An 18386-nucleotide genomic window follows, 5' to 3' on the forward strand; every position below is an offset into this window, starting at 1 on the left:
TTTAAAACAAATAATTAATTATGATTAAAATAGTTAATTTAACTATCTTTGTTATCCTTTTTACATTAAATAAAAGAATGAATTGTTCATGTTATAACCTACGCCATTCGCAAGTAATGGATATTAGGTTCCCTTTCTTACTATTAAAAATAACAGAAAATTAGATGAAAATAATTATTGCTGGAGCTGGAGAAGTAGGTTTTCATTTAGCTAAACTATTATCTTATGAGTCTCAAGAGATTACTTTAATAGATACAAATAAAGCCAGTCTTGCTTATGCCGAAAACCATCTAGACATAAAAGTTTTAAAAGGAGATGCAACTTCTATAGCTATATTAAAGGAAGCTAAAGTAAATAATAGCGATTTGCTAATAGCTGTAACGGCTTCTGAAACAACTAATATTACAGTATGTGTGTTAGCTAAGCAGTTAGGGAGTAAGAGAACAATTGCAAGAATCTCTAATACAGAATTTATTACACATAAAGATGAGGTAGGTTTCACGCGTTTTGGAATAGATGAATTAATTTCACCAGAATCTTTAGCTGCTTCAGAAATAGAATTATTACTTAACCAATCTGCATTTAAAGATAGTTATCAGTTTGAAGATGGTGCGTTAACAATGGTAAGTTTAAATTTATCACGAACAGCATCATTTGTAGGTAAATCTGTAAAAGAGGCTGCACAATTATTTTCAGAAATTCATTTTGTACCAATTGCAATACAGCGTTTTGGTACACAATATACCATAATACCTAGAGGAGATACTCAATTTAAAGAAGGTGATACAGTTGTTTTTATAACCAGCGAAGGTGGAGGAGAAGAGTTATGTAAAATGACAGGTAAAACTAATGAGCCTATTAAAGATGTAATGATTCTTGGGGGAAGTAAAATTGGTTATAAAACGTCTAGAGATTTAAGCTCTAGGAATTTTAATGTTAAGCTTATTGAAAAAGATAAAAATGTAGCTTTTGATTTAGCCGATGAACTAGAAAATGTACTAGTAATAAATGGAGATGGAAGAAATGTTGAACTTTTAGATGAAGAAAATATAGAGGACATGGATGCTTTTATTTCTGTAACAGGAAACTCTGAAACAAACATTATGTCTTGCTTAGTTGCAAAATCTAAAGGAGTTAGAAAAACGATTGCATTGGTTGAGAATATGGATTATTTTGAACTTTCTCAATCTATAGGTATCGACACTTTAATTAATAAAAAATTATTAGCTGCAAATAATATATTCAGATATATCCGTAAAGGAGAAGTTATTGCTATGACGAAACTGAATAATATGAATGCAGAACTTCTAGAATTTAGAGTAAAACCAACCTCTAAAATAGCTAATAAACTTATAAAAGATATAGAATTTCCTCGCTCTGCAATAATAGGTGGTGTTATAAGAAATGGAGAAGGACTTATTGCCTTAGGAGGATTTAAAATCGAGGAAGGAGATTATATAGTAGTCTGTTGCTTACCTCGATCTATAAAACAAGTAGAAAAATTATTTTTATAATATAAACATGGGTAAGCGCTTAAAACTTAACTATAAAATAATATTTCACTTTTTTGGATTATTACTCTTGTTTAACGGTGGCTTTATGCTTTTGGCCGCCCTTGTAAGTTTAATATATAAAGATGGGGTAACCTTTGAGTTAACTTTATCTGGACTCGTCATTTTACTATTAGGTGTTTTTGCAATGTATTATACAAGAGAGCACAAAAAGGAAATGAATAAACGCGAAGGCTACATTATAGTTTCTTTTGGGTGGATTGTTATGGCACTTTCGGGGTCTTTACCCTATATACTTACAGAGGCAATACCTGGGTTAACGGAAGCTTTTTTTGAAACCATGTCTGGATATACAACGACAGGGGCTTCCATTTTAAACGATATAGAAGCAGTGCCTAAAGGTGTTTTGTTTTGGAGGAGTTTAACGCATTGGATTGGTGGTATGGGTATTATTGTTTTAGCAGTTGCCATTTTACCCTTATTAGGTATTGGAGGAATGCAGTTATTTGCAGCAGAAGCTCCAGGACCAAGTGCCGATAAATTGCACCCGCGTATTACAGATACAGCAAAGCGTTTATGGCTTATTTATTTTGGGTATACAGCTGCCGAAACTATTTTGTTACAAGTTGCTGGAATGTCTTTTTTTGATGCTATCAACCATTCTATGTGTACGCTATCTACAGGAGGATTTTCTACAAAAAATGCGAGTTTAGCGTATTGGAATAATAAACCGATTATACAATATATTGTTATCCTGTTTATGTTTTTAGCAGGTACAAACTTTGTATTAAGTTATTTTGCTTTTAAAGGAAAAGTAAAAAAAATTATACATGATGAAGAGTTTAAACTGTATTTTAAGTTTATAGCCTTATTTACAATAATAGCGGCATTAATAATTTATTTTAGAGCAGATTTAAGCACTTCTACAGTAGAACACCCAATGGTTTGGGGGAAGGCAGAAAGTGCATTTCGTCATTCATTATTTCAAGTACTAGCAATAATTACAACAACAGGTTTTGTGTCTGCAGACTATACTTTATGGACACCTTTTTTAACAGTATTCTTTTTTGGTTTAATGTTTTTAGGGGGGTCTGCGGGTAGTACTTCTGGAGGAGTAAAAGTAGTACGACATTTAATAACTATAAAAAATGGGTTTTTAGAATTTAAACGTACATTACACCCAAACGCTGTATTACCTGTGCGTTATAATAAAAGGGCAGTTTCTGGAGATATTGTATTTAATATATTAGGCTTTTTTATTTTGTACATGTTATCTTTTATTGTTGGCGCTCTAGTATTTTCTATGATGCAAATAGATTTTGAATCTGCAATAGGTTTAGCGGCGTCTAGTTTAGGTAATGTTGGACCAGCTCTTGGAGACTTTGGCCCTGTAAATAATTATTCTGGACTACCGGCAATTGGTAAATGGTGGGCATCGTTTTTAATGCTTATTGGTAGACTGGAGTTATTTACTGTTTTAATATTATTGACACCTTTTTTCTGGAGAAACAGGTAATTCTATATTTTTTTTAGTATTCAAAAAGCTTTGTTTTTAGTAGTGTTTTGCTATTTTTTAGTGTTATAAATTAAAACTAATGTGTTACATTTTTATGGCTTAGTCGTTATAATAATATAACCACATAACATCAATCATTATGAAATCATTAGTAATATCTCAAAACGCCGAATCTTTTTATCAACAACACGTATTTAGTCATAATTCACCTTCAGGTATTTTAAATTCAAAATATAAGGCTATTGTACAGTATAATTTTGAAGCTTTAAAAAAAACATCATTATTTAGTATTAAACAACGCATAAAAAGCAAACAATATAATACGGGCTATGCAGTAGTTGGAGCGCTTAAAGTAGCCATATTTGTAGTCGGTTTATTAATAGCTTTTAATTAATTTAAAAACCACCACGTATTTATATGCTTTCTTAAAAGTGTAACATTTTTATAATTTATACTACATATTATATAAAGCCGCTTTTTTATTGGAATATTAATTAGGAGTTAGGAAACCTACTCCTGATATAGGTTTTCTATTCCAAAATTATATTTGTTTCACTTTAAAATCTAGAAATTATGGGAGGAGAAGGCGCAATGATGGCGGCAATACATGCTATACGTAATAATAAAAACTTAAGATCTAAACGTAAATCTAAAGGGATTAGTTTTGTTACTAATTCTAATGAAAAAACAGAATACAATTTACCAAAAGCAACTCCTGAGAAATTACAGGAGATTAAAATGCGAATGCAAAAGGAGAATAAACAACGCAGAGTAAAACAGCTTTTATTACTAGTTATTTCCTTGGTAAGTATTGTGTCTGTTTTAATTTATTTTACTTAACGTATGAGTTTTGGAGTTGTACAAAATGCTATTGCTACAATTAAAGCTAATAGAGTGTTATTGTCTAAGCGTAATAGGTTGAAAAATACATTAAGCGGTTCTGGAGAAAATACAACAGAATACAACCTTCCAAAAGCGACAGTTAAACAGTTATTAGGTATAAAAAAACGCATGCAATTAGAGCATAGAAAACGTCGTATAAAAGAAATCACTTTACTAATTATTTTTGTAATCGCTGTGATTTCGCTACTACTATACATAACATAAAAAAATCCGCAAAATATTATTTTGCGGATTTTTTTATGTTATGTATGTATTGAGGTTGTTTTAACTAACAACTGCTTTAATTCTTTTTATTGCTTCTATAATTTGTTCTTGCGATGCGGCATAAGATATTCTTATGCAATTTGGGTTTCCAAAAGCATCACCAGTAACAGTTGCTACAAGTGCTTCTTCTAATAAATATAAAGAAAAATCGGTAGCATTATTTATAGTTTTTCCGCGTAATGTTTTTCCGAAGAAATGAGAAATATCTGGAAATACATAAAAAGCACCCTCTGGTGTATTGGTTTTAAAACCTTCTATGTTATTAAGTAAATCGAGTACTAAATCACGACGTATTTTAAACTCGTCTATCATATATTTTACAACACTAGGATCTGCATTTAAAGCTGTTATTACTGCGCGTTGTGCAATACAATTTGCGCCACTAGTAACTTGCCCTTGCATTTTATTGCAGGCACGAGCAATCCAATCTGGTGCGCCAATAAAACCTATTCTCCAACCTGTCATAGCAAAGGCTTTAGAAACACCATTTACAGTAATAGTACGGTCTTGCATACCTTCTACACCTGCCATGCTAGCATGAGGCTTTCCTGTATAATTTATATGTTCGTATATCTCATCGGAAACAACATAAATATTTGGATATTTCTTTATTACGTTTGCTAAAGCTTCTAATTCTTTTTTACTGTATAAAGAGCCGCTTGGGTTGCATGGAGAACTAAACCAAAGCATTTTTGTTTTTGGTGTAATAGCAGCTTCAAGTTGATCTGCTGTCATTTTAAAGTCGGTATCAATAGATGTTTTTACTTCTACGGGTACACCTCCTGCTACTTTAACAATATCACTATAACTTACCCAGTATGGGCAAGGTACAACAACCTCGTCTCCTTTGTTTAGCATAACCATTGCTACATTGTATAGCGATTGTTTGGCTCCAGTTGAGACAACAATTTGTGGTAAGGTATACTCTAACCCGTTATCACGTTTAAACTTAGTTATTATAGCCTCTTTTAATTCGCCATAACCATCTACAGGTGTGTACGAATTATAATCATCGTTTACTGCTTGTATGGCAGCATCTTTAATAAAATCTGGAGTGTTAAAATCTGGTTCTCCTAAACTTAATCCGATAATGTCTTTGCCTTCGCTTCTTAATTCTCTGGCTTTAGCTGCCATAGCTAAAGTTGCAGAAGTGGCCATGTTTAAAATGCGTTCTGAAAGTTGTTGACTCATTAATTGTGTTGTTAAGCTTGTAAAGCAGGCTTCATTCCCATTTCGCGTAAATATCTAAAATGGGCAGCAATGGCTTTACGTGTAGTTTTATATTCGTTGTATGGTAAGTTAAATTCTAGTGCTGTTGCTTTTACAATTTCTGCTATTTTACCATAATGGATATGGCTAATATGAGGGAAAATATGGTGTTCTACTTGATGATTTAAACCACCAGTAAACCAGTTTGCAATTTTACTTTTACGACCAAAATTAACAGTCGTTTTAAGTTGGTGTATAGCCCAAGTGTTTTTCATAGTGCCATTTTCTGCTGGTAAAGGCATTTCTGCTTCTTCCATAACATGAGCTAATTGAAATACAACACTTAAAATTAAACCAGCTGTATAGTGCATGATAAAGAATCCTAATAGAATTTTCCACCAAGCTTCGTCTAAAATTAACATTGGTAATACAATCCACATTGCTATGTAAATTAGTTTTGAAATTACTAGCTTACTCCAGTTTGCAACAGGATTAGGGAATTCACCGTAAGATAATTTACGTTTCATGTAACGTTTCATTTGCTGGAAATCTGTTGTAATTGCCCAGTTAATTGTTAGTAATCCATATAATAATATAGAATAATAGTGTTGAAATTTATGGTGCCAATGCCATTTTGTATGCTTTGAAAAACGTAGAATACGACCAGCTTCTAAATCTTCATCATGACCATGAATATTAGTATATGTGTGGTGTAGTACATTGTGTTGTACTTTCCAATTGTATACATTTCCTGCTAAAATATATATGCTGCTTCCCATTAAACGGTTAATCCATGTTTTGTTAGAGAAAGAGCCATGATTACCGTCGTGCATAACATTCATGCCTACTCCAGCCATACCAATTCCCATAACAACAGTTAATAGTAATTTTGCCCAACCTGGCATATCTAATGTTAATAATAAAAAGTACGGTGTTAAAAATATGGAAAACATGATAACTGTTTTTACCCATAATTTCCAGTTTCCAGTACGTTTAATATTGTTGTCTTTAAAGTAAGAATTTACTCGTTTATTTAATGTTCTAAAGAACTTAGCAGAATCTGTTCTTGAAAATGATAATGATTGTTCTGTCATAATATGCTTTTTTTAATATGATAACGTTTAAATTTCAGAAATCATATTTTGGGGCAAATATAATTAATTAAAGCATCTTAACTAATATTCAAAATCATAAAATTATGACTATAAAATTTATACTTTTGCAAAAATTTTACAACTATGGAACTCATCTTAAAATACTTTCCTAATCTTACTAAAGATCAAATAGAGAAATTCTCAAGATTAGAGGCGTTATACCAAGATTGGAACCTTAAAATTAATGTAGTATCAAGAAAAGATATAGATGAATTATATATAAGGCATGTATTACATTCATTAGCTATAGCCAAAGTTGTTGAGTTTAAAAATGGGAGTAGTATAATGGATGTTGGTACAGGTGGAGGCTTTCCTGGTGTGCCATTAGCAATTTTGTTTCCAGAATGTCAATTTCATTTAGTAGATAGTATCGCAAAAAAACTTAAAGTTGTTAATGAAGTTGTTGAAGGTTTAGGACTAAAAAATGTTAAGACAACACATACAAGGGTAGAAGAGGTAGACGAAACTTACGACTTTATTGTAAGCAGAGCGGTTGCAGCCATGCCTACTTTTGTACATTGGGTTAAAGGTAAGGTGAAAAAAACAAGCAATCATGACTTAAAAAACGGAATACTATATTTAAAGGGTGGTGACTTAAGTGAGGAATTAAAAGATTACAAATCGACTACACTATATAATTTAAGCGATTTTTATACAGAGGATTTTTATGAGACTAAAAAAGTCGTGCATTTGCCTCTAAAATATAAGAAATAATAAAAAGCAGCTATTAGCTGCTTTTTATTATTTCTTAATTCTATTAATTATTAGCACCTTCTGGTAATTGTTGTGTAAAAATAAAAGTAGCTACAGGAGGTCCACCAAAGACTGAGTTAGATGGGTTGTTGAAAATATTATTTCGTACTATCAATACATCGCTTGCTCCTCCAGAATAATAGCTTACACCATCTCTATTTGCGTCTGTATTATTGTAACCTAAAGACCCATAAGTTGCAATGGGAGGTCCGCCAAAAACTGAATTATTGGGGTCGTTGAACACTTGACTTCTAATGTTAGGAATGTCGCTAAGTCCCCCTAAGTAGTTTAAACGGCCATCACCATTTGTATCTCCAGCCCACATAGCAACTGTATTTGCTGGTGTACCAAACGTAGTTTGCGCATTTGTACCAAACGTAATTTGATTAGTTGCATCTGTAAAATCTACAGCGGTAGTAATTCTTGATAAAGGAATTGTTGAGTTAGACATAATGCCTAAATGGTTTTTATGCTTTATAGCTACATAGTAGTTGTTGGCTGGAATATTGTTAAAAGGAAGGTTAAAACTTCCATCTGTATTTACAATATCTCCATCTCTTTGAACTAATGCAGATTGGCTAGCAATTACATTAGTATTATTAGTTGCATCTCTAAGTTCCACAAAAACCCAGTCTACAATAGCATCATTGCCTGTTGTTGTTAGCAGAGCAGCATCAAAAGTTAATGCATCGCTAAAAGGGCTTGTTGTTGGTAAAATACCTGCAGTACGTAAATCATCTCTCATTAAATTATCTGTACTACCTAATAAAGAGCCTTGTAAATAGACTTTAGCCGCCAAGCTAGATCGTATTATAATTTCATCTAAAGCAAAATTTACATTGGCGTTAGTTAAAGTTACGTGTTCTTCATTATTATCTGGCATATACCATGCGTCAAAAGGCGTAATGTTGTTAACTGTAAGTGATGATGTTGTTAAATTATTAGGAATGTGAAACCAATCTATATCTCCATCATTTTCCAGAGCTAAAGCACTAACAGTTGGGATAAAGTTAAAGTAATCGGTTTGTAGCGCATTAAAAAACGAATTAATTAAAGGGTCTGTTCCTAGGCTTCCAGCTAGAGCACCTATATTAAATAATCCGCCAGAAGCAGCATCTACACCATTAGAAAAAGATTCAGATTCTACAGTTGCACTGGCAGTTAAATCACAAAAACAAAAGAAAAAAGAGTCTATAAAAAGGTAACTTGCTTGATTTTGTTGGCCAGCAAGAGGCGTGTATCTTACTCTAAAAGTAGCGTCTGTTTGAAAAGAAACATCTTCTATTGTGGTATTTAATATTTCTCTGTCTGGTAAAATGTCATTACCTGTTTTATCTTGATATGGATTACCTATACCACTACCATTTATCATTGCTACGTTCCTTGTGTTTTCAGGAAAGCCAGATGTAGTTAAATTATTTAATCCTGTATAAAAAATACTATTCCATGGGTGCTTCATTGGTAGTTTTAAATTAGGATCAAAATCAACGATACTTCCACTTGCAAGATGAGGTTCGAAATGATCTATTAACATTTGTCTTGCAGCAGGAGACTTTAGCATACCATCTACTATTGGTCTTAAAGCAACGATACTTTGGTCTCCTCCAAGACCACCTAAATCTAAACCGTAAGCCATATAGTTGAATAAGTGCTGAAACCCTATAGGAACATTGGCTCCATGATGAGGTGAATCGAAAGATAACCATAATCGTGTATCATGATCTAAATTTTGGTTTTCCATAAAGTTTAAGGCGTAGCGCGAAATTAGGCCACCCATACTTGGTCCAATAATTACGTTTTCATCAGCTCCAGCGATCTTACTTGTATTAATAATACTTAATAATTCTACTAAAAGCATGGCATTACGCTCAATAAAATCGGCACCTCCATCTACTATAACCCCATCAGAAAGTCTAGTGTATACAGGAAAGTTTAAAATAATAATATCGAACCCTTCTGCTCTTACTCTATCTGCTAGATTAGATGTCGTACCGTTATCGTTATAATCTAATAAAGAATATAGTCCAGTAATATCTCTGGTATCTCCTGGGTCGAAACCGTCAATTAAAAAAATAGGTTTGTCCAGAATATTATCTGCACTTAAAAATATTTCATACTCACCAGTCCCTATATTATTGGCTTCTCCATAAGGTGTTAAGTTTGGGACAGGAGTGTTTGAAGATTCAAATGTGTTAACAACACGATTAAAAAGTGTATTTAAATCTGTGTTAGAATATTTAATATCTATTGTAGACTTACTAGTTATAATTGTATCATCAGAAAAAGTTAATTCTGAGATTAAGGTTTTTGGACCCTCTTCGGTATAGTTAATAGTAATATTGCTGTTTTTAGAAATTGTTTTAAACCCCTCTCCATTTCCAAAATCTATTTTTACGCTTGTTATTGTTTTTTGAGTTGTATTAAAAATATTGCTTTCATGAAGGTCGAAATTTACTTTTAGCCCTTTGTGCTTTGGTTGCAAAGGAGTAATAATAGCTAGTTTATGTTTATTATATATTGATGCGTTAGTTGTTTTTGTTAAATAACCTTCAGAGTCAATAATTAAATTGCCATTCTCGTAAGCTTCAGGTTTTATAACTTTAAAACTGGTGTTTAAAATACCTAAAGAAACGGTGTTATTTAAAAAGTCTTCCTTAGCATCGCTCATTAAGCTCTCTAAGTTAGGTAGTCTGTTTTGTAGGTCGTTTTCAGCTATAGCTTTATATGCTTGATAAAAAGAATATGTAGAATTTATGTTAGATTGATAATCGTTAATATTTATAACAGGGAACGATGTAAATAAAATAGAAGTTTCCATGTCTGAAATATCTAATTTACTGATTTTGTTTTGAGCAAATAGGGATGTACTCGCTATAAAACAGATTAGGAGGTAGATTTTTTTCATATAAAAGTGATTTTGCTAAATATAAGTTTTTTTCAGGTTTTTCTGACGATTACATATTTAAACCCATAAAAAACTAAGTTTAACTTATTTATTTAGTGCTTTTTTTGTCACTTTATCGATTAAAATGAAAAAGCCTCAAGTGTAATACTTGAGGCTTTTGTGTTTATATGGACTAATAATTATTCTCCTAGAAAAGGATAGCGATAATCTGTAGGGGTTACAAATGTTTCTTTTATCATTCTTGGTGATACCCAGCGTAATAAGTTTAATGCGCTACCAGCTTTGTCGTTAGTTCCCGAACCTCTTGCGCCTCCAAATGGTTGTTGTCCTACAACAGCACCTGTTGGTTTGTCGTTAATGTAGAAGTTTCCAGCACTGTTTTCTAAAGCTTTTGTTGCTTCAACAATAGCGTAGCGGTCTTGAGCTAAGATAGCTCCTGTTAATGCATAATCGCTAGTTGAGTCTACAATTTTTAATGTTTCAGAGAAGTTGTCATCCTCAAATACATAAATAGTAATTACAGGACCAAATAACTCATCGCACATTGTTGTATATTTTGGGTCGTTAGTTACTATTACAGTAGGTTCTATAAAATAACCTTTACTCTTGTCGTAACCACCACCAACAATAATTTCTGCATTGCTATCTGCTTTGGCTTGATCTAAATATTTTGCTAATTTATCAAAAGACCCTTCATGTATAACTGCAGTTATAAAGTTGCTCATGTCTTCAGGAGAGCCCATTTTAAATGAGTTTACATCTTCTATAACATAGTTTTTAACTTGTTCCCAAATGCTTTTAGAAATATAAGCACGAGACGCTGCGCTACATTTTTGACCTTGGAACTCAAAAGCTCCACGCGAAATTGCTGTTGCTACTTGTTTTGGGTTAGCAGATTTATGTGCTACTATAAAATCCTTACCACCAGTTTCTCCAACTATTTTTGGGTAAGTTTTATAATTGTGAATGTTGTTTCCAATTTGTTTCCAAAGTTCTTTAAATATATAAGTAGAACCTGTAAAATGTAATCCAGAAAAATCTGGGCTAGCTAATACTGTTTCTGTAATCATTACTGGATCACCAAAAACAACATTTATGACTCCTGGAGGAACTCCTGCTTCTTCAAAAACATCCATAACAACTTTTGCAGAATAGATTTGAGAATCACTAGGCTTCCATACAACAACATTACCCATCATTGCCATACAAGCAGGTAGGTTTCCTGCAATAGCTGTAAAGTTAAATGGTGTAACTGCGTACACGAAACCTTCTAATGGGCGATACTCTAATCTGTTCCATGCTCCACTAGTACTTTCTGGTTGTTCATGATAGATATCTGTCATGTACTGAACGTTAAAACGTAAAAAGTCTATTAATTCGCAAGCAGCATCAATTTCTGCTTGGTGAATTGTTTTAGACTGTGCCATCATTGTAGCAGCGTTTATTTTTGCTCTGTATGGTCCAGCAATTAATTCTGCTGCTTTTAAAAAGATTCCTGCTCTGTGTTCCCAAGGCATCTGCGACCATGTTTTTCTAGCTTCAAGTGCTGTGGAAATGGCATCATCAACATGAGATTTTTCAGCCAAGTGGTATTGACCAACGACATGTTGGTGATCGTGTGGTGGAGACATTGTTCTTGTGTTTCCAGTAGTAACATTTTTACCATTAATGTACATTGGTACATCTAGGTTACTGTTATACATTTCCTTATAGGCTTTTGCTATGGCTTCTCTGTGTTCGCATCCTGGAGCATAAGCTCTAACGGGCTCGTTTACTGCAACTGGTACATTGAAAAATCCTTTTCCCATGATTATTTTAATTTTTTTGTTTTAAAATTTTGAAGTTCAAAGTTACAACTTTTTTTAGTGATTATTTAAGCTATAAAGGAATACTAACAGTATTCTTAATTCTTACTATTTTTTTGTAAGTTGCCATTCTATTTTTAGACTATTGCATTTATGTGTACAGTAACTATTTTTCCTAAAGGAGATAACAATTTTGTGCTAACCTCAAATAGAGATGAAGCACCGAATAGAACGGCGTTAAACCCCGATTTTTATACTATAGATAATACTAGAATGTTACTTCCTAAAGATGAGTTGTCTGGAGGGTCTTGGATTGGTGTTAGCGATAAAAACCGATTAATATGTTTATTAAATGGTGGTTTTGTTATTCATGAACGTAAAGACAGTTATAGACAAAGTAGAGGTATAGTTGTTCGTGATTTATTAGCGTCTACTGCTATTGAATTCTCTGTGGAATCTTATAATTTTAAAGGTATAGAGCCCTTTACAATAGTTATAGTAGATTGGAATGAAACACTTAAATTTTATGAGTTGGTTTGGGATGGTGAAAATAAACATTTTGTAGAACTGCCTTTAGAACCAAAAATATGGTCATCTTCTACGCTGTATTCTCAATATAAAAAACAAATGCGTTTAGAATGGTTTGAAGCGTTCAAAACTAAAACGATACTAACCTCAGAAACAGCATTAGAATTTCATAAAACAGCAGGAGAAGATAATGATGACTATGGTGTAATTATGGATCGTGGGCATGTAAAAACTACTAGCATTACTCAAGTAGAGAAAAACGAAGAAGGAGTAAACATGAGGTTTGAAAATTTAAATACATTGGAGGTTGCTACTAAATCATTTAATTTTTTAGAAGTTATAAATGAATAATAGTACCGGTGTTATTTTAACATTAGCCTACCCTGATACTATTGTAATGGTAGCAGAAGAATGGTATTCTCCATTTTTACGCTTTTTAGGAGTAGGTAAAAAAAACTATGTACGTGCAGGGCATGCAGCCTTAGTACTTATTAATAAAGCTACAGGTGTTTTAGAGTATCATGATTTTGGACGCTATATAACACCAGAACCTAATGGTAGAGTTAGAGGAAGAGATACAGATAACGAGTTAGAGTTTCCTATAAAAGCAGTTATAGAGAATGGAGAGATCGTTAACCTTAATACTATTTTAAAATTCTTAGCAACACACCCTAGGTTAACGCATGGTGATGGAGATTTAGTAGCTTCCGTTTGTGATTTAGTGGATTACAAGAGAGCTAGGGAACATATTACTAAAATGCAGAATAAACACTTTATTTATTATGCTGCATTTAAAAAAGGCGCTTGTAATTGTGCGCGATTTGTAACAGATACTTTAATACAATCTGTTACCAATAAACGTTTAAAAAAGAAATTAATACAATCTAAATGGTTTACACCAAGTACAGTTGGTAATGTATTATTGGCTAACACAGGGGTGTATCCTTTTTTAGTTACAGAACGTGGTGAAATATCTGAGTTTACAGGTACGCAAACAAGCGAAAATTTACGTTGCTTTCTAGATAGATTAAAAGAGCATACACCTAATTTTATAGGAACGTTACTGCCAAAGCCTGTAGAAGGATTAAGTCATCATGCTCAGTGGCTCTCGGGTATTGCAGCTGGCGCATGGTACGAATTGTACACCACAGAAAATAATGGAGAGTATAGGTATCGTAGAGTTTCACCTTATGGAAATATAGATGTAGATGCAGTGTATTTAGTACAAGATATTACTTTTAATTATAAGAGCGATTATAAGTTTGTGCATTATTCTAACTGTGGTTTTTTCCATGTTGAACAACATGGAAGAATATATCGCTTTAATAGAAAGACAAATTAATTAGTTAAGAGCAAACTGAGCGCTTAATTTAAATGGTGGAATTGTAACGTTAAACTTTTTAGTGGTAGTAAAGTTTATCATGCTGTAATGACCTCGCATGGCTCCAAAAGGAGAGGTTAATAAACAGCCTGAAGTGTATGTATGAGACTCTCCGGGTTTAATTACTGGCTTTTTACCAATAACACCTTCTCCGCTAACAGTTTCAATATTATTTAAGGCGTCAAGAATAACCCAATGCCTCGCATTGAGTTGTACAGAGTCTTTACTCTGGTTTTCGATAGTAACTTTATAACCAAAAGCGAAGTGTATTTTGTAGTTTTTGTAAAACGTACCTTCGAAATTAGTTTCTACCGAAATCTTTATGCCTCTTGTAACTTGTTGAACCATTAATTGTTAATGCGTTTTTTTAATAATGCAAAAATAATAAATATTACATTAATAATAACATGATTAATAATGTAGTGCTTTAAATTTAATTCTTTTATATTTAATTAGTTATGTTTACCGAGCTAGCTTCGCCAATACCAATTATTCTATCATAACGAGCGCCGAGGTCTCTATAGTATACTAATACCTTATAATTATTTTCGGTTTGATAAAAACTTCCACTAATTGCATTTTCATCTAGAGTACCATTTTTATCCATAACTACATATTTGTAATTATAGAACCCTTGTTTTAGAATTAGTGAAGAGCTGTAAACACCTCTCTCTTCATCGTATGTCATTTTAGTAGTGTCATCTACCGCATAATTATTAAAATTTCCATAAACATGAATTGATTTATTTTTAGGTAATTCATCTAGCTTTAAAGAAAAATGTACTTTGGTGTAGTCTGCTTCAATATATGGCCTGTCTGCATCTAGTGCTGTTATTAAAAAATTACCATTAATATCTGGATTGTATGTGTATGGTAAATCTGCTCTAGAAATGTTTGTAAATAAATAATGATTATAAATGTCGTTTAATTCTACAAACTGGATTGCATTATTCGCAGCCCTTAAATCTTTGTTTTCAAAGTAGAAAAATTCATTCCCGCCAAAAAAACTAGATTCTTTTGTGTAACGATATTGTAATTCGTTACCTAAAATATATTGTGGTTTTAAGTCTGTAATAGCAGTGTTTAAATTATTGTTTTTAATAATAACAGTTTTTATGGTTTGTTTAGGGTTGTTAAACCTTATATTAGTAGCGTTAATAGCAATGTCTACAGATTGTTTTTCTTGTACAAAAGCAACATCTCGAGAACGTTTTATAGCTACACCTACATTAGCTAAATCTTCATAAACCATAAACTTTCTTGTAAATTCAATCTCGTCATCATCATTATATATTGTTATTAAGTAATTTCCAGATTTTGTTACCCCTTTTGTTTGTCCATTTGGAATAGTTAATCTGTAATGAGAATATATTTGGTAGGTGTTAAATGAGTTTTCATAAGTTCTAATGCGTTGCTCGTTAAACCCGTTTAAATATTCAGATTGAACTAAAACTGAAGGTGTCCAATCAAAGTTATAATGTTTAATTTCATAATAATAATCCTCTTCATCTCCATTTAAAGCATCGAATTCTAAAACAAGATATTCCCCTAGCCTTAAAATTGGTAATTGACTTTCTGCCGTATTGCCTTTAAAAGTTATAGTTTTAATATAATCTTGAGGTTGAATTTCTTCAACTTGACTAAAAACAGAAGTCGAAAATAAAAGAAGTATTAAGTAATTGAGTTTAAATCGCATTTTTAAATTTTAATTATTAAGTAAATATAAACAAAATCTATGCCTAATCAGTTTTTGTTATTTAGAATTAGTATAAATAAATAACAAGATATATTTAGACCTCAATAAATGTATTAAAAATTCGTATTTTTGCACCGATTTTTTGTACACAGGAAATCATATCACTAAACTATTAACAAATAGATTTATACGTATGTCAAACGACATTAAGATTAAGAAAGGTCTAGACATAAAGTTAAAAGGTGCAGCAGAACTAGCAACAGAGAATGCTATTGTAAGCAACTTTTATACAGTTAGACCAGAAGACTTTCACAGTGTAATTCCTAAATTATCGGTAAAAGTTGGAGAAAAAGTAAAAGCAGGAGACGCTTTGTTTTTTAATAAGTCCAATGAAAATGTAAAGTTTGCTTCACCAGTATCTGGAGAAGTTATCGAAATTACACGTGGTGAAAAACGTAAAATATTAGCAATAAAACTTCAAGCAGACAAGACACAATCACATCATGATTTTGGCGCTTTAAACGTAGATTCGGCAAAAGCAGAAGACATTAAAGCAAAATTATTAGCATCTGGTTGTTGGGCTTTTGTAAAACAGCGTCCTTACGATGTTATTGCAAACCCAGAAGTTGCTCCGAAAGCAATTTTTGTTTCGGCTTATGCTAGTGCCCCTTTAGCAGCAGATTTAGATTATACATTACAAGGTAAAGAGGCAGAGCTACAAGCAGCAGTTACTGCATTAGGTAAGCTAACAGAAGGACAATTACATGTTAGTGTTGGTAAAAATGGAAACTCTCCATTAGCTGGTTTGTCAGGTGTTACCTTACATAAGGTTTCAGGACCACATCCATCTGGTAATGTAGGAACTCAAATAAATAAAATAGATCCTATTAACAAAGGCGAAGTTGTTTGGACAGTAAATGCTCAAGACTTAGTTATTATAGGTGAGTTATTGTTAACAGGTAAGTTTAATGCACAACGTACCGTAGCATTAGTAGGCTCCTCTGTTAAAAAACCGAGATATTTCAGAACTATTATAGGTAGTGAAATAGCAACAATGGTTTACGACAATGGCGTAGATAAAGATGGTAATGACCGTATTATTTCAGGAAATGTACTATCTGGAAAGCAAGTAAAACCAGATGGGGCTTTAGATTATTACAGTAATGTAATATCTGTTATTCCTGAAGGAGATGATTATGAGTTTTTTGGATGGAATAAACCAGTGTTTAATAAAGTATCAACTTCAAGAGCGTTAACATTCTCATGGTTATCACCTAAGAAAAAGTATGATTTAAATACAAATACTAATGGTGAGCATCGTGCTTTTGTAACTACAGGAACGTATGAAGAAGTCTTTCCTTTAGATATTTTTCCTATGCAAATTCTAAAAGCATGTATGTACAATGACTTAGATGAAATGGAAGCATTAGGAATGTACGAAGTTGCACCAGAGGATTTTGCTTTAACAGAGTTTGTTTGTGTGTCTAAGCAGCCACATCAAGATATTATTAGAAAAGGTTTAGACTTAATGCTTAAAGAAATAGGATAATGGGTTTAAAAAGTAATTTACATAATTTAAAGGAAAAGTATAAAGGAACTAAAATGGCTCCTGCGTTTAACGCAATCCATACATTTTTATACTTACCAAATGAGACCACACATAACGGAACTCATATAAAAGCAGCCGATGATTTAAAAAGAACAATGAACACTGTTATTATGGCATTGATTCCTTGTTTAATCTTTGGTATATTCAATGCAGGTTACCAACACTATGCAGCTATAGATGCTGCAAAGGGGATAACTGCCGAGGTGTCTTTGTTTGGAAACTTTTTAACAATGGATAACTTTATTGTGGGCGCATGGACAGTGTTACCACTAGTAATAGTATCTTATGTTGTAGGTCTTGCAGTAGAATTTGTTTTTGCTGTAATAAAAGGACATGAAGTAGAAGAAGGATACCTAGTAACAGGAATGTTAGTGCCATTAATTGTACCAATCGATACACCATTATGGATGTTAGCAGTAGCGGTTATATTTGGTGTTGTAATAGGTAAAGAAGTGTTTGGAGGAACAGGAATGAATATTCTTAATCCTGCATTAACTATTCGTGCCTTTTTATTCTTTGCTTATCCAACATGGATGTCTGGAGATAAAGTATGGGTTCACGAAGCTGTTGAAAGAACAGGAACGCCAGATGCTATCTCAGGAGAAACAGTATTAGGTAGTTTAGCTCAAAATAATCCGGTAGGTTATGATTGGATGGATATGTTCTATGGGTTTATTCCTGGTTCTGTTGGTGAAACATCTACATTACTTATATTATTAGGAGGATTATTTTTAATCTTCGCTAAAATAGGAAGCTGGAGAATTATGTTATCATCTGTATTAGGAGCTCTAGCAATGGGATTAATTTTTAATGGTGTTGTAGACGCAGGTATTATAACAGAATCTAGTAAGTTTTATAGCTTAATGAATACAGAATTCTGGATGCACTTATTAATTGGAGGATTTGCTTTTGGTACGGTATACATGGCAACAGACCCTGTTACTGCATCGCAAACTAATAAAGGAAAGTGGATTTACGGTTTCTTAATTGGGTTTATTTCAATTATGATTCGTGTGTTTAACCCAGCATATCCAGAAGGAGTAATGTTGGCTATTTTATTAATGAATGTGTTCGCTCCAACAATAGATCATTACGTAGTACAAGGTAATGTCAAGAAAAGAATGAAACGTTTAAAAGCAAAAGCTGCATAAC

At 32.6% G+C, this 18386-nt stretch carries 16 protein-coding genes; 10 read left to right on the forward strand and 6 right to left on the reverse strand.

From position 1 onward, the window contains the following. The first annotated feature begins 164 nt into the window (after positions 1-164). The 5 genes from trkA (at position 165) to ACVC08_RS09200 (ending at position 4134) form a co-directional block, all read left to right on the forward strand. Complete coding sequence (gene trkA / locus ACVC08_RS09180) at positions 165-1514, forward strand: Trk system potassium transporter TrkA (RefSeq protein ID WP_452601812.1); 1350 nt, start codon at positions 165-167, stop codon at positions 1512-1514. A gap of 7 nt (positions 1515-1521) precedes the next feature. Further along, the gene (locus ACVC08_RS09185; RefSeq protein WP_452601813.1) at positions 1522-3027 is read left to right on the forward strand and encodes a TrkH family potassium uptake protein; all 1506 of its coding nucleotides are present in this window, start codon (positions 1522-1524) and stop codon (positions 3025-3027) included. Between the two features lie 139 nt (positions 3028-3166). After that, a complete protein-coding gene (locus ACVC08_RS09190; RefSeq protein WP_452601814.1) occupies positions 3167-3421 on the forward strand; it encodes a hypothetical protein in 255 nt (84 codons plus the stop codon). 179 nt (positions 3422-3600) lie between these two features. After that, positions 3601-3867: a hypothetical protein gene (locus ACVC08_RS09195; RefSeq protein ID WP_452597526.1), complete on the forward strand. Its 267-nt coding sequence runs from the start codon at positions 3601-3603 to the stop codon at positions 3865-3867. Positions 3868-3870: 3 nt separating this feature from the next. Beyond that, on the forward strand, positions 3871-4134 hold the full coding sequence (locus ACVC08_RS09200; RefSeq protein WP_452601815.1) for a hypothetical protein: 264 nt from the start codon (positions 3871-3873) through the stop codon (positions 4132-4134). 60 nt (positions 4135-4194) lie between these two features. On the opposite strand, the gene ACVC08_RS09205 is transcribed toward ACVC08_RS09200, so the two are convergent. Together ACVC08_RS09205 and ACVC08_RS09210 are read right to left on the reverse strand one after the other, a co-directional pair. After that, a complete protein-coding gene (locus ACVC08_RS09205; protein ID WP_452601816.1) occupies positions 4195-5385 on the reverse strand; it encodes a pyridoxal phosphate-dependent aminotransferase in 1191 nt (396 codons plus the stop codon). Between the two features lie 11 nt (positions 5386-5396). Next, complete coding sequence (locus ACVC08_RS09210; protein ID WP_452597529.1) at positions 5397-6497, reverse strand: fatty acid desaturase family protein; 1101 nt, start codon at positions 6495-6497, stop codon at positions 5397-5399. A 144-nt stretch (positions 6498-6641) separates the two neighbouring features. Here ACVC08_RS09210 and rsmG point away from each other — a divergent pair, with 144 nt between their 5' ends. Next, positions 6642-7271 (forward strand): 16S rRNA (guanine(527)-N(7))-methyltransferase RsmG, encoded by a 630-nt coding sequence (gene rsmG, locus ACVC08_RS09215; protein ID WP_452597530.1) that lies wholly within the window; start codon positions 6642-6644, stop codon positions 7269-7271. A 43-nt stretch (positions 7272-7314) separates the two neighbouring features. Here rsmG and ACVC08_RS09220 read toward each other — a convergent pair whose 3' ends face one another. Both ACVC08_RS09220 and pruA read right to left on the reverse strand, forming a co-directional pair. Next, a complete protein-coding gene (locus ACVC08_RS09220; RefSeq protein WP_452601817.1) occupies positions 7315-10215 on the reverse strand; it encodes an esterase/lipase family protein in 2901 nt (966 codons plus the stop codon). A 179-nt stretch (positions 10216-10394) separates the two neighbouring features. After that, complete coding sequence (pruA, locus tag ACVC08_RS09225) at positions 10395-12023, reverse strand: L-glutamate gamma-semialdehyde dehydrogenase (protein ID WP_452601818.1); 1629 nt, start codon at positions 12021-12023, stop codon at positions 10395-10397. Between the two features lie 150 nt (positions 12024-12173). Between pruA and ACVC08_RS09230 the strand changes: the two genes are divergently transcribed. Then, positions 12174-12899 (forward strand): NRDE family protein, encoded by a 726-nt coding sequence (locus tag ACVC08_RS09230; protein WP_452601819.1) that lies wholly within the window; start codon positions 12174-12176, stop codon positions 12897-12899. Beyond that, complete coding sequence (locus tag ACVC08_RS09235; RefSeq protein ID WP_452601820.1) at positions 12892-13890, forward strand: DUF6695 family protein; 999 nt, start codon at positions 12892-12894, stop codon at positions 13888-13890. Before ACVC08_RS09230 ends, ACVC08_RS09235 begins: the two co-directional genes overlap by 8 nt. Here ACVC08_RS09235 and apaG read toward each other — a convergent pair whose 3' ends face one another. After that, a complete protein-coding gene (apaG, locus tag ACVC08_RS09240; RefSeq protein ID WP_452599370.1) occupies positions 13891-14277 on the reverse strand; it encodes a Co2+/Mg2+ efflux protein ApaG in 387 nt (128 codons plus the stop codon). A 100-nt stretch (positions 14278-14377) separates the two neighbouring features. After that, positions 14378-15625 (reverse strand): type IX secretion system plug protein, encoded by a 1248-nt coding sequence (locus ACVC08_RS09245; RefSeq protein WP_452599371.1) that lies wholly within the window; start codon positions 15623-15625, stop codon positions 14378-14380. A gap of 193 nt (positions 15626-15818) precedes the next feature. Between ACVC08_RS09245 and ACVC08_RS09250 the strand changes: the two genes are divergently transcribed. Beyond that, on the forward strand, positions 15819-17174 hold the full coding sequence (locus ACVC08_RS09250) for a Na(+)-translocating NADH-quinone reductase subunit A (RefSeq protein WP_452599372.1): 1356 nt from the start codon (positions 15819-15821) through the stop codon (positions 17172-17174). Then, entirely contained in the window at positions 17174-18385 is a 1212-nt protein-coding gene (locus tag ACVC08_RS09255) for an NADH:ubiquinone reductase (Na(+)-transporting) subunit B (RefSeq protein ID WP_452601821.1), read from the forward strand. The genes ACVC08_RS09250 and ACVC08_RS09255 overlap by 1 nt, the downstream gene beginning before the upstream one ends. Position 18386: the final 1 nt, after the last annotated feature.

This window comes from Pontimicrobium sp. MEBiC06410, assembly GCF_053601615.1.